The organism is Kitasatospora sp. NPDC059146, assembly GCF_042786665.1.
In the GTDB taxonomy this organism is placed as follows: Bacteria; Actinomycetota; Actinomycetes; order Streptomycetales; family Streptomycetaceae; genus Kitasatospora.
In genome coordinates this window covers 26,580-50,134 of the sequence record NZ_JBHZCY010000055.1, presented here as the reverse complement: position 1 = coordinate 50,134, position 23,555 = coordinate 26,580, and the positions used below count along the sequence as shown (strand labels likewise).

Here is a 23,555-nt window from a genome sequence, read left to right as displayed (position 1 = left end):
CACCGCCCACCACCGCAAGGGAGCACCCGTGCGCAACCGCACCGCCGCGCCGAAGGCCCGGCCCAACCCGCTGGTCGCGGCCGGCATCGAGTACGTCGACTACAAGGACACCGACCTGCTGCGCCGCTTCGTCTCCGACCGCGGCAAGATCCGCAGCCGGCGGGTCACCCGGCTCACCGTCCAGCAGCAGCGGGCGGTGGCCCGGGCGGTCAAGAACGCCCGCGAGACGGCCCTCCTCCCGTACGCCTCCGGCACCACCCGTTAGCCCGGACCCGACGGCCCGGCACCACCCGACAGGAGCCCCCGATGGCAGTTCCCAAGCGCAGGACCTCGCGCAGCAACACCCGGCACCGCCGCGCCCAGTGGAAGGCGACCGGCCCGAAGCTCGTCCCGATCACCCTGAACGGCCGGGAGATGCTCGTCCCGCAGAACCTCGTCCCGGCCTACCGCCGGGGCCTGATCGACCCGGAGGGGAGGTGACGGCGGTCAGCGGGGAGTGCGCGGGGGCGCGCGGGGCGCAGTGGGGTGCCGGCGCATCCCTCGGGGGTGCTCGGCGGGCGCTTCGGGCCGGGGGTTCGTAGGCTCGACGCATGGCGGATGCGTACGCGGGGCGGCGGGAGCGGGTGAGGGAGCACTGCAGCGCGGCCGGCGCCGACGCGGCGCTGATCACCCGGGCGGCGAACGTGCGGTACCTGACGGGCTGCGCGCCCTGCGGGGCGACCCTGCTGCTGACCCGGGACCGGGTGCTGCTGACGCTCCCGGACGACCTGCCGCCGGACGACTCGGGGGAGCACCTGATCGCCGCGGACGTCACCCAGGTGCCGGTGGCGGCCGGGGCGGACACCGCCCTGGCGGCCGCCGCCACCGCGGACCGGCTGGGGGTGCGCGACCTGGCGGTCGAGGAGCACGACCTGACCGTCACCCGGCACCGGGCGGTCGCGGGCCTGCTGGAGGGCGGCCGGCTGGCGGACCTCGGCCAGGTGGTGGAGCGGCTGCGGGTGGTCAAGGACGAGCACGAGATCGCGGACCTGCGGATCGCCGCCGAGATCGCCGACCAGGCGCTGGGCGAGCTGCTGGAGTCGATCCTGGTCGGCCGGACCGAGCGGCACCTGGCGATGGAGCTGGAGCGCCGGATGATCGACCACGGAGCCGACCGGGCGGCCTTCCCGGTGTCGGTCGGCACCGGCAGCCACTCCGGCCAGCCCGCCCACCAGCCCACCGACCGCCGGGTGGAGGAGGGCGACTTCCTCACCGTGGTGATGGGCGCCCAGTACCGGGGCTACGGCGTCTCGACCGCCCGGACCTTCGTGATCGGAGCGGCTCCCGCGCCCTGGCAGGTCGAGCTGCACCGGCTGGTCTTCCGCGCCCAGCGGGCGGGTCGGGAGGCGCTCGGCCCGGGCGTCGAGCAGTGCGTGCCCGACCGGGTGGCCCGGCAGGTCCTGGAGGCGGCCGGGCACGCCGAGGCCTCTCCGCACCCGGTCGGCCACGGCATCGGGCTGGAGATCCGGGAGGCGCCGCGCCTCGGTCCGTCGGACATGGGTAAACTGGACAGCCGCGTGCCGGTCACCGTCGGTCCAGGGGTCCACCTCCCGGGCAAGGGCGGGGTCCGGATCGAGGACACGCTCGTGGTGCGCCCCCTCGAGGAGGGCGGGCCCGAGCTGCTCACCATCACCACCAAGGAGCTCCTCGCCCTGTGACGGCGGCCCCCGGGCCGGCGGCAGGACGCGAACCCTTGGTTCCTTGACAGCTATATCCAGGAGTAAGTGCGCCCGTGGCTTCCACGAACGATCTCAAGAACGGCATGGTCCTCAAGCTGGAGGGCGGCAAGCTCTGGTCCGTCGTCGAGTTCCAGCACGTCAAGCCCGGCAAGGGCCCGGCCTTCGTGCGTACGAAGCTCAAGGAGGTCCTGACGGGCAAGGTCGTCGACAAGACCTTCAACGCCGGCACCAAGGTCGAGACCGCCAACGTCGACAAGCGCGGCATGCAGTTCTCGTACAAGGACGGCGAGAACTTCGTGTTCATGGACATGGACACCTACGACCAGATCACGATCGAGCCGGCCGTCGTCGGTGACGCCGCGAACTACCTGCTGGAGGGCTTCGAGGCCCTCGTCGCCACCAACGAGGGTGCGGTGCTCTACATCGAGCTCCCGACCTCCGTCGAGCTCGTGATCTCCCACACCGAGCCGGGCGTGCAGGGCGACCGCTCCACCGGTGGCACCAAGCCGGCCACCCTGGAGACCGGTGCCGAGATCCAGGTCCCGCTCTTCGTCGTCACCGGCGAGAAGGTCAAGGTCGACACCCGCGACGGCAGCTACCTCGGCCGGGTGAAGTAAGTCCGTGTCGGCCGCACGTAGCAAGGCCCGTACCCGGGCCTTCCAGATCCTCTTCGAGGCCGACCACCGCGGGGTCGACCCGCAGCAGGTCCTTGCCGACTGGGTGGCGCGCGCCCGCGAGCCCAAGCCCGACGAGGGCACCCCGCAGGTGGGCGAGTACACCATGGAGCTGATCGAGGGGTACGTCCAGCACGCGCGTCGCATCGACGACCTGATCGAGCAGTACGCGGTGGGCTGGACCCTCGACCGGATGCCGATCGTGGACCGCAACGTCCTGCGGCTCGGCGCGTACGAGCTGATCTGGGAGGACGGCGTCCCGGACGCGGTCGTCCTGGACGAGTCCGTCGAGATCGCCAAGGAGTTCTCCACGGACGACTCCCCGGCCTTCGTCAACGGCATGCTGGCCCGCTTCCTGGAGCTGAAGCCGAGCATCCGCCGCTGATCGGTGCTGTTCGCAGACGGCCGCAGGCCCCCGGAACTCCGGGGCCTGCGGCCGTTCCGCGTTTCACCCGGTGGGCGTAGGGTGGGTGCTACTCGTCAGTAACTTCGCCGACGGCGCCGTCGGCGACCCGAAGGGCAGGCCACACCCATGAGCACCGCGACCCGCAGCGAGTTCGACCGGGGCATCGCCCTCACCAGACACCCCGAGGAGGCCGGCCGCTACGAGGCCGAGCTCGGCGCCGGCTGGCAGATCGGCGGCGGGGTCAACGGCGGGCTGCTGCTCGCGGTGGCCGGACACGCGCTGTCGCTGGAGCACGGGCAGCACCCCGACCCGGTGTCGATCAGCGGTTACTACCTGTCCGCCTCCACCCCCGGCCCGGCCACCGTCCGCACCGAGGTGCTGCGCACCGGTCGCGGGCTGTCCACCGGCACCGCCTCGCTCAGCCAGGACGGCGTCGAACGCCTGCGCGTGGTGGCCAGCCACGGCGACCTCGCCGCCGACGACGGCGAGGTGCGCACCACCGCGACCCCGCCGCAGCTGCCGCCGCCGGACCAGTGCATCGGCGTCGAGCACGCCCCCAGGCAGCTGATCGAGCAGGCCGCCCTGCTGGAGCGCTTCGACCTGCGGCTCGACCCGGCCACCGTCGGCTGGGCGCTCGGCCAGCCCTCCGGCAACGGCCGGATCCAGGGCTGGTTCCGGCTCGCCGACGGCCGCGACCCCGACCCGCTGCTGCTCCTGCTGGTCGCCGACGCGCTCCCGCCGGTCACCTTCGACCTCGGCCTGCCGGGCTGGGCCCCGACCGTCGAGCTGACCGTCCACCTGCGGGCCAGGCCCGCCCCGGGCTGGCTGCGGGTCGTCCACTCCACCCGCAACGTGGCCGGCGGCTACTTCGAGGAGGACGCCGAGGTCTGGGACGAGGCCGGACGCCTGGTCGCCCAGTCCCGGCAGCTGGCCCGGGTGCCGCGCTGAGGCCGCGACGACCCCTATTACCGGTGGTTACATTTCCGTGACACGCCGTACGTGTGTGGCGCGCGGAACTGGGGAGTAACACGGTCAGCGGCGAGCCCCGCCGCTGACCGTCACCGTACCGTTCGACGGCCCCCAGCAGATGTCAGGAGCCACCGATGACCAGCCGCAAGGGCCGCGCCCGCCGCAACTCCGACTGCACCGCCGGCGGCCTGCGCCCCGCGCTGCGGGCGCCGCACCGGCCGCGGCGGGTCGAGGGGGCCGAGCAGGCGTTCGTCCTCGGTGTGCTCACCAATGCCGCGGACTTCGCGCGGGCCCGGGCCTGGGGCGTGTGCGACGCCCCCGACTACGAGCGCTACCTGGCCGACACCGCGGAGCTGCTGGCCGACGCGCTGGAGCGGTTCGAGACCGTCCGGGCCCGGATGTTCCACCCGCAGGACTTCGAGGAGTTCTGCCTGCTGCACGGCCTGGACCCGGCCGAGTCCGCCGCCCGCGACCGCTACCTGGTCAACCCGCCGTTGCAGACCCAGCTGCTGCCCTATCAGGGCGAGGAACTGGCCGGGGACTTCGTGCCGCGACTGGTCCGGGCCCGGGAGAACGGGCTGACGCTCTGCCACGCCGACCTGCTGCTCGACGGCGGGCTGTACGGGGGTGCGGGGGAGACCGACGAGGAGCATGCGCGCTGGGTGCGGGCCGCCTACCAGCGCGGTGGCGAGGTGTTCCGCCGGATGCTGGTGGGCGCGGGCGCCGGGGTGTACGAGCTGCGCCTGCGGGTGGACGCGCCGGGCGGGCGGCTGGCCGCGGCGGCCCGGGTCCTGCAGTGGGAGGACGGCGTGGCGCGGATCAACGACGAGGACCTGGAGCTGGTCTGCGCGGTGCTGTGCGCCGGGCTGGCGCTGGAGCTGCCGGGCGTCGCGGTGCTGCACGGCTCGCAGGGGTCGGCGGCCTCCGGCGGAGCCGCCGAGAGGGCCCGCGGGGGAGCCGCTGATGAGTCCCGCGGCGGAGCCGCTGACGGATGCTTCCTGCCCGCCGCCTGGGCGTGGTCGAGCAGCGGCCCGGACTGGGCGCCGGCCGCCCGCCCGGTGCGGCTGGACGGCGTGGCGGCGCAGCCGGGCTACAGCCTGGGCACGGTCTGCTGAGCCGGTGACCGCCCGGCACGCCGCGGCGCGGCCCCCGGAAACCGGGGGCCGCGCCGTGACGTTTCTGCAAGCCGTTGCAGGCCGAGGCCCGCTTTTCCGGCGGAGCCGGAGCGCGAGCGTCAGCTCGCGTCCTCCTCGCGCACCGCGCGGCGCGCGTCGGGGTTGAGCACGCCCCAGGAGATCAGCTGCTCGGTGAGGATCGACGGCGACTGGTCGTAGATCACGGCCAGCGTGCGCAGGTCGTCCTGGCGGATCGAGAGGACCTTGCCGTTGTAGTCGCCGCGCTGGCTCTGGATGGTCGCCGCGTAGCGCTGTAGCGGACCGGCCTTCTCGGACGGCACCTGGGTCAGTCTCTCCAGGTCGAGGACCAGGCGCGGCGGCGGCTCGGCCGCGCCGCCGGGGGTGCCTCCGGGCAGCAGTTCCTGCACCGGCACGCCGTAGAACTCGGCGAGCTCGGCCAGCCGCTGCACGGTGACCGCACGGTCGCCGCGCTCGTACGAGCCGACGACGACTGCCTTCCAGCGCCCCTGGGACTTCTCCTCGACACCGTGCAGGGAGAGCCCCTGCTGAGTGCGGATCGCTCGGAGCTTGCCTCCGAGCTGCTTCGCGTAGTCGCTGGACATTGATCTCCCCGGACGAGATTGCTTCGCGTTCAGTGGTGGGTCACGGGCGTTGCCGGCGTCGTTACCGGTGGGTTCGACGCCTGTCTCGTAACTCACTGTGAGGTTACGTAGAGTAAGGTAGTTGCGTCAAGCCGAATGGGGCAGTCGTGCGAATGGCCCGCATCATCGGCGCATCCGGTGCGTGAACCCGGAGAAGCGGAATGATGGAGGTCCGTTTGCCGTGCGGCGCGCTGATAGGATGACCCGAAGCCCACGCCCGGTCGGCGGGGGCCCAATCCCAGACATCCTTTAAAGCCCGTCCAGTGAGGCGGGGAAGGAGGTCCGCTTCGGCATGACCACACATCAGGAACCCACGCCGCGACCGCCGCACCAGGTGCTGGACGGCACGGACATCGCCCGGGTCGTCACCCGGATAGCGCACGAGATCGTCGAGCGCGCCAAGGGCGCGGAGGACGTCGTGCTGCTCGGCATCCACACCAGGGGCGTCCACCTCGCCCGCCGCCTGCACGGCCGGCTGGCCCAGATCACCGGGCGCGAGATCCCGCTGGGCACCCTGGACATCACCATGTACCGGGACGACCTGCGGTTGAAGCCCGCCCGCGCCCTGGAGCACACCGAGATCCCGCCCGGCGGCATCGACGGCAAGCTGGTCATCCTCGTCGACGACGTGCTGTTCTCCGGCCGCACCATCCGCGCCGCGCTGGACGCGCTGAACGACATCGGCCGCCCGCGCGCCGTGCAGCTCGCCGTCCTGGTCGACCGCGGCCACCGCGAGCTGCCGATCCGGGCGGACTACGTGGGCAAGAACCTCCCCACCTCGCTGCGCGAGGCCGTGCAGGTCCGCCTGGCCGACACCGACGGCGTGGACGCCGTACTGGTCGGCGACCGCGACCACGCCGCCCGCAGCTCGCAGGCCATGGCCTCCCAGCCCACCGAACCGCACCTCCCGGAGTAGCCGCGTGAAGCGCCACCTCGTCTCCGCCGCCGATCTCAGCCGCGACGACGCGCTGCTGATCCTGGACACCGCCGAGGAGCTCGCCCAGCTCTCCGGCCGGGCCGTCAAGAAGCTGCCCACGCTGCGCGGCCGCACCGTCGTCAACCTCTTCTTCGAGGACTCCACCCGCACCAAGACCTCCTTCGAGGCCGCCGAGAAGCGACTGTCCGCGGACGTCATCAACTTCTCCGCCAAGGGCTCCTCGGTCTCCAAGGGCGAGAGCCTCAAGGACACCGCGCTCACCCTCCAGGCGATGGGGGCCGATGCGGTCGTCATCCGCCACCACGCCTCGGGCGCGCCGGCCCGGCTGGCCCAGTCCGACTGGCTGCACGGCAGCGTGATCAACGCCGGCGACGGCACCCACGAGCACCCCACCCAGGCCCTGCTCGACGCCTTCACCATGCGCCGCCACCTCAACGCCGGCCTGGGTAACGACCTGGCCGGGCGCCGGGTCACCATCGTCGGCGACATCCTGCACAGCCGGGTCGCCCGCTCCAACGTGCACCTGCTGACCACCCTCGGCGCCCAGGTGACCTTCGTCGCCCCGCCGACCCTGCTGCCGATCGGCATCGAGAACTGGCCCTGCGAGGTCAGCTACGACCTCGACAGCGTGCTGCCCAAGACCGACGCGCTGATGATGCTGCGGGTGCAGCGCGAGCGGATGAACGCCGCGTTCTTCCCGACCGAGCGCGAGTACAGCCGCCGCTACGGCATGAACGGCCTCCGGATGGCCCAGCTGCCCGGGCACGCCATCGTGATGCACCCCGGCCCGATGGTCCGCGGCATGGAGATCACCGCCGAGGTCGCCGACTCGCCGCGCTGCACCGTGGTCGAGCAGGTCGCCAACGGCGTCTCCGTCCGGATGGCCGTCCTGTACCTGCTGCTCGGCGGGGCCACCCTCGCAGACACCGCCGCCGCCCCCCGCACCGACTCCGTGGAGACCGCCCAGTGACCAGCTACCTGATCCGCAACGCCAAGATCCTGGGCGGCGCCCCGCAGGACCTCCACCTCGCCGACGGCGTCATCCAGGAGATCGGCACCGGCCTGGCGGTCGAGGCGGACATCGAGATCGACGCCACCGGCATGATCGTCCTGCCCGGCCTGGTCGACCTGCACACCCACCTGCGCGAGCCCGGCCGCGAGGACGCCGAGACCGTGCTCACCGGCACCCGGGCCGCCGCGATGGGCGGCTTCACCGCCGTGCACGCGATGGCCAACACCACCCCGGTGGCCGACACCGCGGGCGTGGTCGAGCAGGTCTGGCGGCTCGGCCAGGAGGCCGGCTACTGCGACGTGCAGCCGGTCGGCGCCGTCACCGTCGGCCTGGGCGGCAAGAAGCTCGCCGAGCTCGGCGCGATGCATGAGTCCGCGGCCGGCGTCCGGGTCTTCTCCGACGACGGCAAGTGCGTGGACGACGCGGTGCTGATGCGCCGCGCCCTGGAGTACGTCAAGGCCTTCGACGGCGTCGTCGCCCAGCACGCCCAGGAGCCGCGGCTGACCGAGGGCGCCCAGATGAACGAGGGCCAGGTCTCCGGCGAGCTCGGGCTCGGCGGCTGGCCGGCCGTCGCCGAGGAGTCGATCATCGCCCGCGACGTGCTGCTCGCCGCGCACGTCGGCTCCCGGCTGCACGTCTGCCACCTCTCCACGGCCGGCTCGGTCGAGATCGTCCGCTGGGCCAAGTCCAAGGGCTGGGACGTCACCGCCGAGGTGACCCCGCACCACCTGCTGCTCACCGACGAGCTGGTCCGCTCCTACGACCCGGTGTACAAGGTGAACCCGCCGCTGCGCACCGCCGAGGACGTCCAGGCGCTGCGCAAGGCGCTGGCCGACGGCACCATCGACGCCGTCGCCACCGACCACGCGCCGCACCCGGCCGAGGACAAGGACTGCGAGTGGGCCGTGGCCGCGATGGGCATGGTCGGCCTGGAGACCGCGCTGTCGGTCGTCCAGCAGACCATGGTCGACACCGGCCTGCTGAACTGGGAGGGCGTCGCCGACCGGATGTCGCACCGCCCGGCCCGGATCGGCCGTCTCACCGGGCACGGCCGGCCGATCTCGGTGGGTGAGCCCGCCAACCTGGTGCTCTTCGATCCCGCGTACCGTGGGGCCGTGAACCCCGAGAGCTTCGCCACCCGCAGCCGCAACACCCCCTACAAGGGCATGGACCTGCCCGGACGGGTGCACGCCACCTTCCTGCGCGGCCGCGCCACCGTGCTGGCCGGCGAGCCGGCCGAGCAGGGCGGCCTGGCGTGACCGGCTACGCGTCGCTGGCCAGGGAGCAGGCGAGGGTCACCGACTGGCCGGACTACATCGGCTGGGCGGTCGGACTGATGCTCGTCATCGGCCTGATCTACTGGCTGATGCGCCAGGGCTGGAACTGGCGCCGGACCCTGCAGTCCGGGATCCCGCCGCTGCCCGCCGTGCCGGCCCGCGCCGGACGCACCATCCTGGAGACCAGCGGGCGGTACCACGGCAGCACCACCGCCGGGAACTGGCTCGACCGGGTCGTCGCGCACGGCCTGGGCACCCGCAGCCGGGCCGACCTCACCCTCGGCACGGACGGGCTGCTGGTGCAGCGCCCCGGCGACGTCGACTTCTGGATCCCGGCCGAGCACCTCACCGGTGCCCGGACGGACTCCGGGATCGCCGGGAAGGTCGTCCCCTCCGGACTGCTGGTCGTCACCTGGGCCCACGAGGGCACCGAGCTGGACTCCGGCTTCCGGGCCGACCACCCCGACGAGCACGCCGCCTGGGTCGAGGCGATCAACGAGCTCGCAACACGTACCACGAAGACGAAGAAGACGGAAGAGGCCGCGCAATGACCGCACCTGCCCCCACCACGCAGCGCCAACGGCGGGAGCGCATCCCGGCCGTGCTCGTCCTGGAGGACGGCCGGACCTTCCGCGGCCAGGCCTACGGCGCGACCGGCGAGACCTTCGGCGAGGCGGTCTTCAACACCGGCATGTCCGGCTACCAGGAGACCCTCACCGACCCGTCGTACCACCGCCAGGTGGTCGTGATGACCGCGCCGCAGATCGGCAACACCGGCTGGAACGACGAGGACGACGAGTCCAAGCAGATCTGGGTCGCCGGCTACGTCGTGCGCGACCCCGCCCGGGTGGCCTCCAACTGGCGCTCCCGCCGCTCGCTGGACGAGGAGCTGACCCGCCAGGGCGTCGTCGGCATCAGCGGCATCGACACCCGCGCGCTGACCCGCCACCTGCGCGAGCGCGGCGCGATGCGCTGCGGGATCTTCTCCGGCGAGGCGCTGGCCGACCCGGCCGCCCTGCTCGCCCGGGTGCAGCAGTCGCCCGAGATGAAGGGCGCCGACCTGTGCGCCGAGGTCGCCACCACCGAGCCGTACATCGTGCCCGCCGTCGGTGAGAAGAAGTTCACCGTCGCCGCGCTGGACCTCGGCATCAAGGCGATGACCCCGCAGCGGATGGCCGAGCGCGGCATCGAGGTGCACGTGCTGCCCGCCAACTCCAGCCTGGAGGACGTCTACGCCGTCAACCCGGACGGCGTCTTCTTCTCCAACGGCCCGGGCGACCCGGCCACCGCCGACCACCAGGTCGCCGTCGCGCAGGGCGTGCTGGAGCGGGCGACCCCGTTCTTCGGGATCTGCTTCGGCAACCAGATCCTCGGCCGCGCCCTCGGCTTCGGCACCTACAAGCTCAAGTACGGCCACCGCGGCATCAACCAGCCGGTGCAGGACCGCACCACCGGCAAGGTCGAGGTGACCGCCCACAACCACGGCTTCGCCGTGAACGCGCCGCTGGACAAGGTGAGCGACACCCCCTACGGGCGGGTCGAGGTCTCCCACGTCTGCCTCAACGACGACGTGGTCGAGGGCCTCCAGGCACTCGACGTCCCCGCCTTCAGCGTGCAGTACCACCCCGAAGCGGCCGCCGGCCCGCACGACGCCGCCTACCTGTTCGACCGCTTCGTGAAGCTCATGGAGGGCCAGCGTGCCTAAGCGCAGTGACATCAAGTCCGTCCTGGTGATCGGCTCCGGCCCGATCGTCATCGGCCAGGCCGCCGAGTTCGACTACTCGGGCACCCAGGCCTGCCGCGTCCTCAAGGCCGAGGGCCTGCGGGTCGTGCTGGTCAACTCCAACCCGGCCACGATCATGACCGACCCGGAGATCGCCGACGCCACCTACGTCGAGCCGATCACCCCGGACTTCGTCGAGAAGATCATCGCCAAGGAGCGCCCCGACGCCCTGCTGCCGACCCTGGGCGGCCAGACCGCGCTCAACACCGCGATCTCGCTGCACAGCGCCGGCACGCTGGAGAAGTACGGCGTCGAGCTGATCGGCGCCGACGTCGTGGCGATCAACAAGGGCGAGGACCGCGAGCTGTTCAAGGGCGTCGTCGAGGCCGTCAAGGCCAAGATCGGCCACGGCGAGTCCGCCCGCTCGGTCATCTGCCACACCATGGACGAGGTGCTGGCCGGCGTCGACACGCTCGGCGGCTACCCGGTCGTGGTGCGCCCCTCCTTCACCATGGGCGGCGCCGGCTCCGGCTTCGCCCACCACGAGGAGGACCTGCGCCGGATCGCCGGCCAGGGCCTGGCCCTCTCGCCGACCACCGAGGTGCTCCTGGAGGAGTCCATCCTCGGCTGGAAGGAGTACGAGCTGGAGCTGATGCGCGACAAGAACGACAACGTCGTGGTCGTCTGCTCCATCGAGAACTTCGACCCGATGGGCGTGCACACCGGTGACTCGATCACCGTCGCCCCGGCGATGACCCTCACCGACCGCGAGTACCAGATCCTGCGCGACATCGGCATCGCCGTGATCCGCGAGGTCGGCGTCGACACCGGCGGCTGCAACATCCAGTTCGCCGTCAACCCCGACGACGGCCGGGTCATCGTCATCGAGATGAACCCGCGCGTCTCCCGCTCCTCGGCGCTCGCCTCCAAGGCCACCGGCTTCCCGATCGCCAAGATCGCCGCCAAGCTGGCCGTCGGCTACACCCTGGACGAGATCCCCAACGACATCACCGAGCAGACCCCGGCCTCCTTCGAGCCGACCCTCGACTACGTCGTGGTGAAGGTCCCGCGGTTCGCGTTCGAGAAGTTCCCGAGCGCCGACGCCACGCTGACCACCACCATGAAGTCGGTCGGCGAGGCCATGGCCATGGGCCGCAACTTCCCCGAGGCGCTGCAGAAGGCGCTGCGCTCGCTGGAGAAGAAGGGCTCCCAGTTCACCTGGACGAGCCCGCTCGGCGAGAAGACCGAGCTGCTGGTCAAGGCCACCGTGCCGACCGACGGCCGGATCAACACCGTGATGGACGCCATCCGGGCCGGCGCCACCCCGGAGGAGGTTTTCGAGTACACGAAGATCGACCCGTGGTTCGTCGACCAGCTCTTCCTGCTGGACGAGATCGCCGGCGAGCTGGCCGAGGCCGAGGAGCTCACCCCCGAGCTGCTGCGCCACGCCAAGCGGCACGGCTTCTCCGACCAGCAGATCGGCGAGATCCGCGGCCTGCGCCCGGACGTCGTCCGCGAGGTGCGCCACGCGCTCGGCATCCGCCCGGTGTTCAAGACCGTCGACACCTGCGCCGCCGAGTTCGCCGCCAAGACCCCGTACTTCTACTCGTCCTACGACGAGGAGAGCGAGGTCGCCCCGCGCACCAAGCCGGCCGTGATCATCCTCGGCTCGGGCCCCAACCGCATCGGCCAGGGCATCGAGTTCGACTACTCCTGCGTGCACGCCTCCTTCGCGCTGGCCGAGGCCGGGTTCGAGACCGTCATGGTCAACTGCAACCCGGAGACCGTCTCCACCGACTACGACACCTCCGACCGGCTCTACTTCGAGCCGCTCACCCTGGAGGACGTGCTGGAGATCGTCCACGCCGAGCAGCAGGCCGGTCCGCTGGCCGGTGTGATCGTCCAGCTCGGCGGCCAGACCCCGCTCGGCCTGGCCCAGGCGCTCAAGGACAACGGCGTGCCGATCGTCGGCACCCAGCCCGAGGCGATCGACCTCGCCGAGGAGCGCGGCGCCTTCGGCCGCGTGCTGCGCGACGCCGGACTGCCCGCCCCCAAGCACGGCACCGCCTTCTCCTTCGCGGAGGCCAAGGCGATCGCCGACGAGATCGGCTACCCCGTCCTGGCCCGCCCGTCCTACGTGCTCGGCGGCCGCGGCATGGAGATCGTCTACGACGAGGCCTCGCTCGCGTCCTACCTGGAGCGGCACGCCGGTCTGATCTCCGAGCACCCGGTGCTGATCGACCGCTTCCTGGACGACGCGGTGGAGATCGACGTCGACGCGCTCTACGACGGCACCGAGCTCTACCTCGGCGGCGTCATGGAGCACATCGAGGAGGCCGGCATCCACTCCGGCGACTCCGCCTGCGCGCTGCCCCCGATCACCCTCGGCGGCTACGACATCAAGCGCCTGCGCACCTCCACCGAGGCCATCGCGCGCGGTGTCGGCGTCCGCGGCCTGATCAACATCCAGTTCGCGCTGGCCGGGGACATCCTCTACGTGCTGGAGGCCAACCCGCGCGCCTCCCGTACCGTCCCCTTCACCTCCAAGGCGACCGCGGTGCCGCTGGCCAAGGCCGCCGCCCGGGTCTCGCTCGGCGCCACCATCGCCGAGCTGCGCGCCGAGGGCCTGCTCCCGGCCGAGGGCGACGGCGGCACCCTGCCGGCCGACGCGCCGATCGCGGTCAAGGAGGCCGTGATGCCGTGGAGCCGCTTCCGCGACATCCACGGCCGCGGCGTGGACACCGTGCTCGGCCCGGAGATGCGCTCGACCGGTGAGGTCATGGGCATCGACAAGGTCTTCGGCACCGCCTACGCCAAGGCCCAGGCCGGCGCCTACGGCGCGCTGCCGACCAAGGGCAAGGTCTTCGTCTCGGTCGCCAACCGGGACAAGCGCAACCTGGTCTTCCCGGCCCGGGCGCTGGTCGGCCTCGGCTTCGAGGTGCTCGCCACCGCCGGCACCGCCGAGGTGCTCCAGCGCGGCGGCATCCCGTCCACGCTGGTGCGCAAGCACAGCGAGGGCGAGGGCCCGAACGGTGAGAAGACCATCGTCCAGCTGATCCACGACGGCGAGGTCGACCTGATCATCAACACGCCGTACGGCACCGGCGGGCGCCTGGACGGCTACGAGATCCGCACCGCTGCGGTCTCCCGCGGGGTGCCCTGCCTGACCACCGTCCAGGCGATGGGCGCGGCCGTCCAGGGCATGGACGCGCTGCTGCGCGACGAGGTCGGAGTGATGTCGCTCCAGGAGCACGCCGAGCTGATCAACGCCGGCCGCAAGTAGCACCACCGCAGTGGGGGGCACCGGAGCCGGATTGGTGCCCCCCACTCGTATGCCCGCCCGTCGCCCGCCACCACCCTTCCTTCGACGGGCTGCGCCCGCGCCCTGAACCCGCTGCTGCCTTCGGAGTTGATCCCGCTTTGTACAAGTTCCTGTTCGACCTCGTCTTCAAGAGGATGGACCCGGAGAAGGCCCACCACCTGGCCTTCTTCTGGATCCGCCTCGCCTCCTCGGTGCCCGGCCTGCGCACCCTGGTGCGGCTGGTGCTCGCCCCGCGCGACCGGGCGCTGCGCACCCGTGCCCTCGGCCTCGACCTGCCCGGCCCGTTCGGGCTCGCGGCCGGCTTCGACAAGAACGGCGTCGGCATCGACGGCCTGGCCATGCTCGGCTTCGACTACGTCGAGATCGGCACCATCACCGGGGAGGCCCAGCCCGGCAACCCGGCGCCCCGGCTGTTCCGCCTGGTCGAGGACCGCGCGCTGATCAACCGGATGGGCTTCAACAACCAGGGCTCGGCCCGGGTCGCCGCCCGGCTGGCGGCCCGCCCGCACACCAGCTCCACCCCGGTGATCGGCGTCAACATCGGCAAGACCAAGGTGGTCGAGGAGGCCGACGCCGTCGCCGACTACGTCAAGTCGACCGAGCGGCTGGCCAAGTACGCCGACTACCTGGTGGTCAACGTCAGCTCCCCGAACACCCCCGGGCTGCGCAACCTCCAGGCCGTCGACCACCTGCGCCCGCTGCTCGCCGCCGTGCGCGAGGCCGCCGACCGCGCCACCGCGCACCACGTGCCGCTGCTGGTCAAGATCGCCCCGGACCTGGCCGACGAGGACGTCGACGCCGTCGCCGACCTCGCCCTGGAGCTGGGCCTGGACGGCATCATCGCCACCAACACCACGATCGGCCGCGGCGGCCTGCTCGCCGACCCGCAGCGGGTCGAGGAGATCGGCATGGGCGGCCTTTCCGGCGCCCCGCTCAAGGCCCGCGCCCTGGAGGTCCTCCAGCGGCTGCGCGCCCGCACCGGCGGCCGGCTGACCCTGGTCTCGGTCGGCGGCGTGGAGACCGCCGAGGACGCCTGGCAGCGGATCATCCACGGCGCCGACCTGGTGCAGGGCTACAGCGCCTTCATCTACGAGGGTCCGTTCTGGTGCCGCCGGATCCACAAGGGCCTCTCCGCCCGGATCCGGGCCGCGGGCTTCCGCGACCTCGCCGCGGCCGTCGGCAGCGCCGTCCGCGGCGCCTGAACCCCCTGACCGGTCTCGCAGCAGGCCGTACCACCCCTGGAAAGGACGACATGACCCTCGCCCCGTTCGGCGCCCGGCTGCGCCAGGCCCTCGACACCCGCGGCCAGCTCTGCGTCGGCATCGACCCGCACGCCTCCCTGCTCTCCGCCTGGGGGCTCGGCGACGACCTCGCGGGGCTGGAGACGTTCAGCCGCACCGTGGTGGAGGCCCTGGCCGACCGCGTCGCGGTGCTCAAGCCGCAGGCCGCCTTCTTCGAGCGCTTCGGCAGCAAGGGCGTCGCGGTGCTGGAGAAGGCCGTCGAGGAGGCCCGGTCGGCCGGCGCGCTGGTGCTGATGGACGCCAAGCGCGGCGACATCGGCTCCACCATGGCCGCCTACGCGGAGGCCTTCCTGTCGCCGAGCAGCCCGCTGTTCTCGGACGCCGTCACGGTCAGCCCGTACCTGGGCTTCGGGTCGCTGCGCCCGGCCCTCGACCTGGCCCGCGAGCAGGGCTGCGGGGTGTTCGCGCTGGCGCTCACCTCCAACCCGGAGGGCGCCGAGGTGCAGCGCGCCGTCGGGGCGGACGGCGAGCCGGTCGCGGCCTCCGTGCTGCGCCAGCTGGCGGCGGAGAACGCGGACGCCGCGCCGCTGGGCTCCTTCGGCGCGGTGGTCGGCGCGACGCTGGCCGACGCGGGCGTGGACCTGGCCATCAACGGCCCGCTGCTGGCCCCCGGGATCGGCGCCCAGGGTGCGACCATGGCGGACCTGCCGCGGGTGTTCGGCGCCTCGGTGATCAACGTGGTGCCGAGCGTCAGCCGGGACGTGCTCAAGCACGGGCCGTCGGTTCCGGCGCTGCGGGCGGCGGCGGAGCGCTTCGTCGGCGAGTTCGCGGACGCCGTCAAGTAGGCACCGGCGGACGCCGTCAAGTGGCCGGAGCGGTCCGGCCGGTGGGGCCGCGGTAGCCGATCGGTGACCGTGCGCAGTGTCCGCAGGACGGCGGGGCGGCACCGGAGTTGACGTGAGCGCCGTCACATCGAGCCCGCCAAAGTCTCGCAATCGCGGTCATTTTGCCCTGGAAAGTCCTGGTCGGCCTTGGCTGACCAGGACTTTTCGTGTTCTTTTCCTGACGCGGCGCCGCAATCCGGGTAGTGTCCGGCGATAGGTCATCGGCGAGCCGCGAACCCGTAGCTCCCGCAGGTCAGGGCCCTGTGGTTCCCCATTGGGCTCCCCTTGCGGACGGTGTCCTAGGTACCGAACCAGTCATAGCTCAATCCCTTCCTTCCACACCCTGAGGTGAACGGCGTGGCTCTTCCGCCCCTTACCCCTGAACAGCGCACCGCCGCGCTCGCCAAGGCCGCCGAGGCTCGCCGGGAGCGCGCCGAGGTCAAGAACCGGCTCAAGCACTCCGGCGCCTCCCTGCACGAGGTGATCAAGGCCGGCAAGAATGACAACGACGTCATCGGCAAGATGAAGGTCTCGGCCCTGCTGGAGTCCCTTCCGGGCGTCGGCAAGGTTCGTGCCAAGCAGATCATGGAGCGCCTCGGCATCAGCGAGAGCCGCCGTGTCCGCGGTCTCGGAACGAACCAGATCGCCTCCCTGGAGCGGGAGTTCGGCGGTGGCGCCGCCTGACCGTGCCCCCGTGGTCCCAGGATCGTCCGCGATCCGGGATAATCGGTGCATGAGTGAGCGTCCGCGGCTGACCGTGCTCTCCGGCCCCTCGGGGGTCGGCAAGAGCACGGTCGTCGCTCATATGAGGAAGATGTACCCCGAGGTCTGGCTCTCGGTGTCGGCCACCACCCGTCACCCGAGGCCCGGCGAGAAGAACGGGGTCCAGTACCACTTCGTCGACAACGACGAGTTCGACAAGCTGATCGCCAACGGCGAGCTGCTGGAATGGGCCGAGTTCGCGGGGAACCGCTACGGCACCCCGCGCGCGGCGGTGCTGGAGAAGCTGGAGCGCGGTGAGCCCGTCCTGCTGGAGATCGACCTCCAGGGCGCCCGCCAGGTGCGCGAGTCGATGCCCGACGCCCAGCTGGTCTTCCTGGCTCCGCCGAGCTGGGACGAGCTGGTCCGTCGGCTGACCGGCCGGGGCACCGAGCCGCAGGACGTGATCGAGCGGCGGCTGGAGGCGGCCACGATCGAGCTCGCGGCCGAGACCGAGTTCGACACAACCCTTGTCAACACCTCCGTCGAGCAGGTAGCGGCCGAACTGCTAGCCTTGCTCGGTGTAGCCTGACCTGTCAGTCTTTTCCACCCTTTCGGAAGGTTTTCGCGTGTCCTCTTCCATGACCGCGCCCGAGGGCATCATCAACCCGCCGATCGACGAGCTGCTTGAGGCCACCGACTCGAAGTACAGCCTCGTGATCTACGCCGCCAAGCGCGCGCGCCAGATCAACGCTTACTACTCCCAGCTCGGCGAGGGCCTGCTGGAGTACGTCGGCCCGCTGGTCGACACCCACGTGCACGAGAAGCCGCTGTCGATCGCGCTGCGCGAGATCAACGCCGGCATGCTGACCGCCGAGGCGGTCGAGGGCGCCGCCTGAGGCAGCTCCGCAACTTCCCCGGAGGGCCGGGCGGAATTCTTCCGCCGGGCCCTCTGGCGTTTTCCGGTAGGGGTCGCCGGGCCCTCCGGCGTTCTCCGCTCGCCGTCCCCCGGTCGGGGTGGGGCACGGTGCGAGTGATCGTCGAGGGGTCGTAGGGTGGGCGGGTTCCCGATCTGTCGGGTGCCCGATGCGGAGAAAGGCCGGTAGATGAGCGCGAGTGCGGACGCCCCCCGCGTGGTCCTCGGTGTCAGCGGCGGGATCGCCGCCTACAAGGCGTGCGAGCTGCTGCGCCGGTTCACCGAGTCCGGCCACCAGGTCACCGTGGTGCCCACCGCGGCGGCGCTGCACTTCGTCGGCGAGGCCACCTGGGCCGCGCTCTCCGGCCGCCCGGCCGCCACCGAGACCTGGGAGCGCGTGCACGAGGTGCCGCACGTGCGGATCGGCCAGCAGGCCGACCTGGTGGTGGTCGCCCCCGCCACCGCCGACCTGATCGCCAAGGCCGCCCACGGGCTCGCCGACGACCTGCTCACCAACACCCTGCTCACCGCCCGCTGCCCGGTCGTGGTGGCGCCCGCGATGCACACCGAGATGTGGGAGCACCCCGCCACCCGGGAGAACGTCGCCACCCTGCGCCGCCGCGGCGTGATCGTGCTGGAGCCGGCCGTCGGGCGGCTGACCGGCAAGGACACCGGCAAGGGGCGGCTGCCCGAGCCCGGCGCGATCTTCGAGGCCTGCCGGGCCGTGCTGCGCCGCGGCGGGGCGGTGCCGACCGACCTGGCCGGCCGGCACCTGGTGGTCTCGGCCGGCGGCACCCGGGAGCCGCTGGACCCGGTGCGCTACCTCGGCAACCGCTCCTCCGGCAAGCAGGGCTACGCGCTCGCCGTGACCGCCGCGGCCCGCGGGGCGCGGGTGACCCTCGTCTCGGCCAACGCCGAGCTGCCCGACCCGGCCGGGGTGGACGTGGTGCACGTCTCGACCGCGCTGGAGCTGCGCGAGGCGGCGCTGGCGGCGGCCGCGGCCGCGGACGCCGTGGTGATGGCCGCGGCGGTGGCGGACTTCCGGCCCGCCGAGTACGCCACCGGCAAGATCAAGAAGGTCGAGGGGGTCGAGCCGGCGCCGGTCGCGCTGGTCCGCAATCCCGACGTGCTGGCCGAGCTGTCGGCGCACCGCCCCCGTTCGGGCCAACTGGTGGTGGGTTTCGCGGCGGAGACCGACGACGTGCTCGCCAACGGCCGCGCCAAGCTCGCCCGGAAGGGGTGCGACCTGCTGGTGGTCAACGAGGTGGGCGACGGCAAGGCCTTCGGGCAGGACGTCAACGAGGCCGTGGTACTGGGCGCGGACGGCACCGAGACCCCCGTACCGGTGGGCCCCAAGGAGGTGCTCGCGGACGTGGTCTGGGATCTGGTGGCAAAGCGGCTGGAATCGGGTCGGAACTGATCGATTCCCGCTCGATTCCCGATGGATTCCCGCTGGAGAACGTTCTTGATTTCCGGAAGCGGGTGACGTTCGGCGGAAGCAGCCGGTTAGACTCCAGGAATCAAGTCTTTCCGGATGTCCCCGGTTCGCCGGGGGCCTTCAGTCAGCAGCCGCTGCAACCCCAGGGAGCGCTGTGTCTCGCCGCCTGTTCACCTCGGAGTCCGTGACCGAGGGACACCCCGACAAGATCGCTGACCAGATCAGCGACACCATCCTTGACGCTCTCCTGCGGGAGGACCCGACCTCCCGGGTCGCCGTGGAGACGCTCATCACGACCGGCCAGGTGCACGTGGCCGGCGAGGTGACCACCAAGGCGTACGCCCCGATCGCCCAGCTCGTCCGGGACAAGATCCTGGAGATCGGCTACGACAGCTCCAAGAAGGGCTTCGACGGCGCCTCCTGCGGCGTGTCGGTGTCCATCGGTGCCCAGTCGCCCGACATCGCGCAGGGTGTCGACACCGCGTACGAGGCCCGGGTCGAGGGCGACGAGGACGACCTGGACAAGCAGGGCGCCGGCGACCAGGGCCTGATGTTCGGCTACGCGTCCGACGAGACGCCCGAGCTGATGCCGCTGCCGATCACCCTGGCGCACCGCCTCTCCCGCCGCCTCACCGAGGTGCGCAAGAACGGGACCATCCCGTACCTGCGCCCCGACGGCAAGACCCAGGTCACCATCGAGTACGACGGCGACAAGGCCGTCCGCCTCGACACCGTGGTCGTCTCCACCCAGCACGCCAGTGACATCGACCTGGAGTCGCTGCTCACCCCGGACATCCGCGAGTTCGTCGTGGAGCCGGAGCTCAAGGCGCTGGCCGACCAGGGCATCAAGCTGACCACCGAGGGCTACCGCCTGCTGGTCAACCCGACCGGCCGCTTCGAGATCGGCGGCCCGATGGGCGACGCCGGCCTCACCGGCCGCAAGATCATCATCGACACCTACGGCGGCATGGCCCGCCACGGTGGCGGCGCCTTCTCGGGCAAGGACCCGTCCAAGGTGGACCGCTCGGCCGCGTACGCGATGCGCTGGGTGGCGAAGAACATCGTTGCCGCCGGCCTCGCCCGCCGCGCCGAGGTGCAGGTCGCGTACGCGATCGGCAAGGCCGAGCCGGTCGGCCTGTTCGTGGAGACCTTCGGCACCGAGACCGTCCCGGTCCTCAGCATCCAGAAGGCCGTCTCCGAGGTCTTCGACCTGCGCCCGGCCGCGATCATCCGCGACCTGGACCTGCTGCGCCCGATCTACTCCCAGACCGCCGCGTACGGCCACTTCGGCCGTGAGCTGCCGGACTTCACCTGGGAGCGCACCGACCGCGTGGAGCAGCTCAAGGCTGCCGTCCAGGACTGACGTCCCGGCTCTGCCGAGCGGCGCCCACCCCCGTCGCGGGGTGGGCGCCGCTCCGCTTTGTGCGTCCTGTCGGTGTGACCTGGTAGTACTTGGGAGCGATGAGCAGCACAGGGGAGAACGGGGGCGCCGAGCCGGAGCAGCTGGCGTTCATCCGGGAGACGGTCAAGCGGGCCAAGCCCCGGTCGTGGCGCGGGGCCAAACGGGCCGAGCACCTGCCGGTGGCCCGGGTCGTGGTGGACAAGGGCGTGCTCACCATCGACAAGCTCTTCGACTACGAGGTGCCCGCCGCGATGGCGGAGGAGGCCCAGCCGGGCGTCCGGGTGCGGGTGCGTTTCGGAGCGCGGGTGGTCAAGGGCCAGCGCGAGGGGGGGGAACTGCACGACGGGTTCATCGTCGCCCGGCTGGAGAAGAGCGATTTCGCCGGCCCGCTCGCCCCGCTCGCCCAGGTGCTCTCGCCCGAACCCGTGCTCAGCCCGCAGCTGCTGCGGCTCTGCCGCACCGTCGCCGACCGGTACGCCGGGACGCTGGCCGACGTGCTCCAGCTCGCCGTGCCGCCCCGGCACGCCAAGGCCGAGGCCGAGCCCTCCCCGGCGCCGCTGCCGCGCCCCCAGGCCCCGGCGCCCGGGGGCTGGCAGCGCTACCCGGCCGGGCCGGACTTCCTCACCGCGCTGGCCGACGGCGGCTCGCCGCGGGCGGTGTGGGCGGCGCTCCCGGGGCCCGGCTGGCCGTACGAGATCGCCCGGGCGGTCGCGGCGACGCTGGCCGGCGGGCGCGGCGCCCTGGTCGTGCTGCCGGACCGCCGCTCGGTCGCCCGGGTCGACCGGGCGCTGACCGAGCTGCTCGGCCCCGGGATGCACATGGCACTGGAGGCGGACCTCGGCCCGCGCGAGCGCTACCGGCGCTGGCTGGCGGTCAGCCGCGGCTCGGTGCACGCCGCGATCGGGACCAGGGCCGCCATGTTCGCGCCCGTCCGCGACCTCGGCCTCGTCGTGGTCTGGTCCGACGGGGACGGCAGCCACAGCGACCCGCGCGCCCCCCACCCGCACGTGCGCGAGGTGGCGCTGCTGCGCGCCGCCGAGGAGGGCGCGGCCGTGCTGCTCGGCGGGCACACGGTGACCGTGGAGGGCGCCCAGCTGGTCGCCACCGGCTGGGCCCGGCCGCTGGTCGCCGACCGGGAGACGGTGCGGCAGGTCGCGCCCCGGGTGCGGACCGTCACCGACCAGGACCAGCACCGGGACGCCGCCGCCCAGGCCGCCCGGCTGCCCTCGGTCGGCTGGGAGGCCGCCCGGGAGTCGCTGGCGGCCGGGCACCCGGTGCTCATCCAGGTGCCCCGGCGCGGCTACGTGCCCCGGCTCGCCTGCGGCCGCTGCCGCACGCCCGCCCGCTGCCGGCGCTGCGAAGGGCCCCTGGAGGCGCCCTCGGCCGACGCCCCGCTCAGCTGCGGCTGGTGCGGGGAGGCGGAGAACGACTGGCACTGCCCCGAGTGCGGCTCCTTCCGGCTGCGGGCCCAGGTGGTCGGCGCCCGGCGCACCGCGGAGGAACTGGGCAAGGCGTTCCCGCGGATCCCGGTCCGGACCTCGGGGCGGGACGCGGTGCTGGACACCGTGCCGGACGAGCCCTCGCTGGTGATCTCCACCCCGGGCGCGGAGCCGGTGGTCGAGGGCGGCTCCGGGTACGGGGCGGTGCTGCTGCTGGACGGCTGGGCCCTGCTCGGCCGGCCCGACCTGCGGGCGGGGGAGGAGACCCTGCGGCTCTGGCTGGCCGCCGCCGCCCTGGCCCGGCCCGCCGGGGAGGGCGGGACGGTCGTCGTGGTCGCCGAGCCCTCGGCCCGGCCGGTGCAGGCCCTGGTCCGCTGGGACCCGCTGGGGCACGCCGGGCTGGAACGGGACGAACGGGCGCAGCTGCACTTCCCGCCGGTGTCGCGGATGGCCGCCGTCAGCGGGAGCCCGGCGGCCGTCGCCGACCTGCTGAACCTGATCCGGCTGCCGGAGGGCGCGGACGTGCTCGGCCCGGTGCCGGTGCCCGCGCTGCGCGGGGAGGAGCAGGAGCGGGCGCTGCTGCGGGTGGCGCCCGGGCAGGGGGCCGCGCTGGCGGCGGCGCTCAAGGCGGCGCAGATCGCGCGGATCGCGCTGCGGACGCCGGAGCCGGTGCGGGTGCGGGTGGATCCGACGGACATCGGGTAGCGGTGGGGGTGGCTGGGGGCTGCTGACCGGTGGTGGCCGGCGGGGGTGACGGACCTGCGGGGGCGGGGTGAGTGGGCCACCCCGCCCCGGGGCGGCCCGGTCGGCGGCGCGGGTGGTCAGCCGCGGAGGGGGATGCCGGTCGGCGGGCGCTCGGTGGGCGTGCGGTCGCGGTCGACGGGGGTGCGGTCGAGCGGCGTCCGGTCGACGGGGGTGCCGACGGGGGTGCGGTCGAGGGGCGTCCGGTCGACGGGGGTGCCGACGGGGGTGCGGTCGATCGGGGTGCGGTCCAGGGCGTTGCGCTCCAGGCTGGAGCGGTCCAGGCCGCCCTGGCGGGCCGCCGGGACGGTGGCGGCCAGGCCGCCGCTGCGCTCGGCGGGGACGGGCAGCTCCTCGGAGCGGTCCGGGCGGGCGGGGCCGGGGACGGCGCCGCTGGCGGCGAGGAGTTCGCTGGTCGGGCGGCGCATCCCGTAACGGCGGTGGACCGCCTGCTTGGTGACCCCGAGGGCGGAGCCCACCGAGTCCCAGGAGAAGCCCAGCGCCCGGTCGAACTCGACCGCCGCCGCCACCAGGGTCTCCACGCTCTCCCGCAGCTCCTGCGCCAGGCGCACGGTCGGCGCGGGCGCCCGCCCGTACACCACGAAGCCGGCCGAGGTGCTCGGCCGGCGGGGTCGGTAGACGTTGCCCAGCTGGGCGGTGAGCGTCCGCAGCGCGTCGACCTGGCGCCTCACCCGCTCGATGTCCCGCACCAGCAGGTGCAGGCTCGCCCGCGCCCGGGCGTCGTGGTTGATCTGCTCGGCCATGGCCTACGTGCCACCTTCCGTACGGTTCAGCTCGGCCGGAGCGCGGTGTCCCGTGCGCCCGGCCCCGGTCAATCTCTCTTGACCAACGCCGAAGCGGGGGCCGGGGTAACGCGGCTCGGCAGACTCGGGATATGCCAGAAGCCGGTGCGGGCGTCCGAGGACGGCCCGTCGGAGCGCCCGGGCGGGTTGCATAGACTTGGCGGGAACCAGCCGTTG

Annotated in this window: 22 protein-coding genes and 1 pseudogene; 21 read left to right on the top strand and 2 right to left on the bottom strand. The window is 72.8% G+C overall.

Annotated elements, in window-relative coordinates:
- Positions 1 to 28 precede the first annotated feature (28 nt).
- The 7 genes from rpsR (at position 29) to ACFXPX_RS23275 (ending at position 4,882) form a co-directional block, all read left to right on the top strand.
- Positions 29 to 265: a 30S ribosomal protein S18 gene (rpsR, locus tag ACFXPX_RS23305; protein WP_375889954.1), complete on the top strand. Its 237-nt coding sequence runs from the start codon at positions 29 to 31 to the stop codon at positions 263 to 265.
- Positions 266 to 306: 41 nt separating this feature from the next.
- Complete coding sequence (gene rpmF, locus ACFXPX_RS23300; RefSeq protein ID WP_375889952.1) at positions 307 to 480, top strand: 50S ribosomal protein L32; 174 nt, start codon at positions 307 to 309, stop codon at positions 478 to 480.
- 110 nt (positions 481 to 590) lie between these two features.
- Complete coding sequence (locus ACFXPX_RS23295; protein ID WP_375889951.1) at positions 591 to 1,697, top strand: aminopeptidase P family protein; 1,107 nt, start codon at positions 591 to 593, stop codon at positions 1,695 to 1,697.
- Positions 1,698 to 1,771: 74 nt separating this feature from the next.
- Positions 1,772 to 2,335, top strand: a complete 564-nt coding sequence (gene efp / locus ACFXPX_RS23290) for an elongation factor P (protein WP_375889949.1) — start codon at positions 1,772 to 1,774, stop codon at positions 2,333 to 2,335.
- 4 nt (positions 2,336 to 2,339) lie between these two features.
- Complete coding sequence (gene nusB / locus ACFXPX_RS23285) at positions 2,340 to 2,777, top strand: transcription antitermination factor NusB (RefSeq protein WP_350508646.1); 438 nt, start codon at positions 2,340 to 2,342, stop codon at positions 2,775 to 2,777.
- 147 nt (positions 2,778 to 2,924) lie between these two features.
- On the top strand, positions 2,925 to 3,746 hold the full coding sequence (locus ACFXPX_RS23280; protein WP_380643025.1) for a thioesterase family protein: 822 nt from the start codon (positions 2,925 to 2,927) through the stop codon (positions 3,744 to 3,746).
- A gap of 155 nt (positions 3,747 to 3,901) precedes the next feature.
- Positions 3,902 to 4,882: a hypothetical protein gene (locus tag ACFXPX_RS23275; RefSeq protein WP_380524822.1), complete on the top strand. Its 981-nt coding sequence runs from the start codon at positions 3,902 to 3,904 to the stop codon at positions 4,880 to 4,882.
- A gap of 119 nt (positions 4,883 to 5,001) precedes the next feature.
- Here ACFXPX_RS23275 and ACFXPX_RS23270 read toward each other — a convergent pair whose 3' ends face one another.
- Complete coding sequence (locus tag ACFXPX_RS23270; RefSeq protein ID WP_030056198.1) at positions 5,002 to 5,505, bottom strand: transcriptional regulator; 504 nt, start codon at positions 5,503 to 5,505, stop codon at positions 5,002 to 5,004.
- Positions 5,506 to 5,836: 331 nt separating this feature from the next.
- On the opposite strand from ACFXPX_RS23270, the gene pyrR reads away from it, so the two are divergent.
- The 14 genes from pyrR to ACFXPX_RS23200 all read left to right on the top strand — a co-directional run bounded on the left by pyrR (position 5,837) and on the right by ACFXPX_RS23200 (position 22,539).
- Positions 5,837 to 6,460, top strand: coding sequence for a bifunctional pyr operon transcriptional regulator/uracil phosphoribosyltransferase PyrR (pyrR, locus tag ACFXPX_RS23265; protein WP_380401474.1), 624 nt, complete (start codon positions 5,837 to 5,839; stop codon positions 6,458 to 6,460).
- Positions 6,461 to 6,464: 4 nt separating this feature from the next.
- On the top strand, positions 6,465 to 7,451 hold the full coding sequence (locus ACFXPX_RS23260; protein ID WP_375889941.1) for an aspartate carbamoyltransferase catalytic subunit: 987 nt from the start codon (positions 6,465 to 6,467) through the stop codon (positions 7,449 to 7,451).
- On the top strand, positions 7,448 to 8,752 hold the full coding sequence (locus tag ACFXPX_RS23255; RefSeq protein ID WP_380524823.1) for a dihydroorotase: 1,305 nt from the start codon (positions 7,448 to 7,450) through the stop codon (positions 8,750 to 8,752). The genes ACFXPX_RS23260 and ACFXPX_RS23255 overlap by 4 nt, the downstream gene beginning before the upstream one ends.
- Positions 8,749 to 9,321: a hypothetical protein gene (locus tag ACFXPX_RS23250; protein WP_375889937.1), complete on the top strand. Its 573-nt coding sequence runs from the start codon at positions 8,749 to 8,751 to the stop codon at positions 9,319 to 9,321. The genes ACFXPX_RS23255 and ACFXPX_RS23250 overlap by 4 nt, the downstream gene beginning before the upstream one ends.
- On the top strand, positions 9,318 to 10,475 hold the full coding sequence (gene carA, locus ACFXPX_RS23245) for a glutamine-hydrolyzing carbamoyl-phosphate synthase small subunit (protein ID WP_380643023.1): 1,158 nt from the start codon (positions 9,318 to 9,320) through the stop codon (positions 10,473 to 10,475). Before ACFXPX_RS23250 ends, carA begins: the two co-directional genes overlap by 4 nt.
- Positions 10,468 to 13,776 carry a carbamoyl-phosphate synthase large subunit gene (gene carB, locus ACFXPX_RS23240; RefSeq protein WP_375889933.1) on the top strand — a complete coding sequence of 1,103 codons (3,309 nt, stop codon included), beginning with the start codon at positions 10,468 to 10,470 and terminating at the stop codon, positions 13,774 to 13,776. The genes carA and carB overlap by 8 nt, the downstream gene beginning before the upstream one ends.
- A gap of 137 nt (positions 13,777 to 13,913) precedes the next feature.
- Positions 13,914 to 15,017, top strand: a complete 1,104-nt coding sequence (locus ACFXPX_RS23235) for a quinone-dependent dihydroorotate dehydrogenase (RefSeq protein WP_375889931.1) — start codon at positions 13,914 to 13,916, stop codon at positions 15,015 to 15,017.
- A gap of 50 nt (positions 15,018 to 15,067) precedes the next feature.
- A complete protein-coding gene (pyrF, locus tag ACFXPX_RS23230) occupies positions 15,068 to 15,901 on the top strand; it encodes an orotidine-5'-phosphate decarboxylase (RefSeq protein ID WP_380643021.1) in 834 nt (277 codons plus the stop codon).
- 396 nt (positions 15,902 to 16,297) lie between these two features.
- Positions 16,298 to 16,624 carry an integration host factor, actinobacterial type gene (gene mihF, locus ACFXPX_RS23225; protein WP_030290269.1) on the top strand — a complete coding sequence of 109 codons (327 nt, stop codon included), beginning with the start codon at positions 16,298 to 16,300 and terminating at the stop codon, positions 16,622 to 16,624.
- 49 nt (positions 16,625 to 16,673) lie between these two features.
- Positions 16,674 to 17,231, top strand: a complete 558-nt coding sequence (gene gmk, locus ACFXPX_RS23220) for a guanylate kinase (protein WP_375889928.1) — start codon at positions 16,674 to 16,676, stop codon at positions 17,229 to 17,231.
- Between the two features lie 37 nt (positions 17,232 to 17,268).
- Entirely contained in the window at positions 17,269 to 17,538 is a 270-nt protein-coding gene (rpoZ, locus tag ACFXPX_RS23215) for a DNA-directed RNA polymerase subunit omega (RefSeq protein ID WP_188297240.1), read from the top strand.
- A 207-nt stretch (positions 17,539 to 17,745) separates the two neighbouring features.
- Positions 17,746 to 18,975 carry a bifunctional phosphopantothenoylcysteine decarboxylase/phosphopantothenate--cysteine ligase CoaBC gene (gene coaBC / locus ACFXPX_RS23210; RefSeq protein ID WP_380524826.1) on the top strand — a complete coding sequence of 410 codons (1,230 nt, stop codon included), beginning with the start codon at positions 17,746 to 17,748 and terminating at the stop codon, positions 18,973 to 18,975.
- Between the two features lie 172 nt (positions 18,976 to 19,147).
- Positions 19,148 to 20,356 (top strand): methionine adenosyltransferase, encoded by a 1,209-nt coding sequence (gene metK / locus ACFXPX_RS23205; protein WP_375889924.1) that lies wholly within the window; start codon positions 19,148 to 19,150, stop codon positions 20,354 to 20,356.
- A gap of 98 nt (positions 20,357 to 20,454) precedes the next feature.
- Positions 20,455 to 22,539 carry a primosomal protein N' gene (locus tag ACFXPX_RS23200; RefSeq protein WP_380593315.1) on the top strand — a complete coding sequence of 695 codons (2,085 nt, stop codon included), beginning with the start codon at positions 20,455 to 20,457 and terminating at the stop codon, positions 22,537 to 22,539.
- Positions 22,540 to 22,993: 454 nt separating this feature from the next.
- Here ACFXPX_RS23200 and ACFXPX_RS23195 read toward each other — a convergent pair.
- Positions 22,994 to 23,339, bottom strand: a pseudogene (locus ACFXPX_RS23195) (hypothetical protein); the annotation flags it as partial.
- Positions 23,340 to 23,555: the final 216 nt, after the last annotated feature.

Coding starts and splice junctions, on each gene's coding strand:
- carA (WP_380643023.1), top strand. CDS start 9,318: ATGACCGCACCTGCCCCCACCACGCAGCGCCAACGGCGGGAGCGCATC.
- ACFXPX_RS23270 (WP_030056198.1), bottom strand. CDS start 5,505: ATGTCCAGCGACTACGCGAAGCAGCTCGGAGGCAAGCTCCGAGCGATC.
- coaBC (WP_380524826.1), top strand. CDS start 17,746: ATGAGCGCGAGTGCGGACGCCCCCCGCGTGGTCCTCGGTGTCAGCGGC.
- gmk (WP_375889928.1), top strand. CDS start 16,674: ATGAGTGAGCGTCCGCGGCTGACCGTGCTCTCCGGCCCCTCGGGGGTC.
- pyrR (WP_380401474.1), top strand. CDS start 5,837: ATGACCACACATCAGGAACCCACGCCGCGACCGCCGCACCAGGTGCTG.
- ACFXPX_RS23200 (WP_380593315.1), top strand. CDS start 20,455: ATGAGCAGCACAGGGGAGAACGGGGGCGCCGAGCCGGAGCAGCTGGCG.
- ACFXPX_RS23280 (WP_380643025.1), top strand. CDS start 2,925: ATGAGCACCGCGACCCGCAGCGAGTTCGACCGGGGCATCGCCCTCACC.
- ACFXPX_RS23275 (WP_380524822.1), top strand. CDS start 3,902: ATGACCAGCCGCAAGGGCCGCGCCCGCCGCAACTCCGACTGCACCGCC.
- ACFXPX_RS23295 (WP_375889951.1), top strand. CDS start 591: ATGGCGGATGCGTACGCGGGGCGGCGGGAGCGGGTGAGGGAGCACTGC.
- rpmF (WP_375889952.1), top strand. CDS start 307: ATGGCAGTTCCCAAGCGCAGGACCTCGCGCAGCAACACCCGGCACCGC.
- pyrF (WP_380643021.1), top strand. CDS start 15,068: ATGACCCTCGCCCCGTTCGGCGCCCGGCTGCGCCAGGCCCTCGACACC.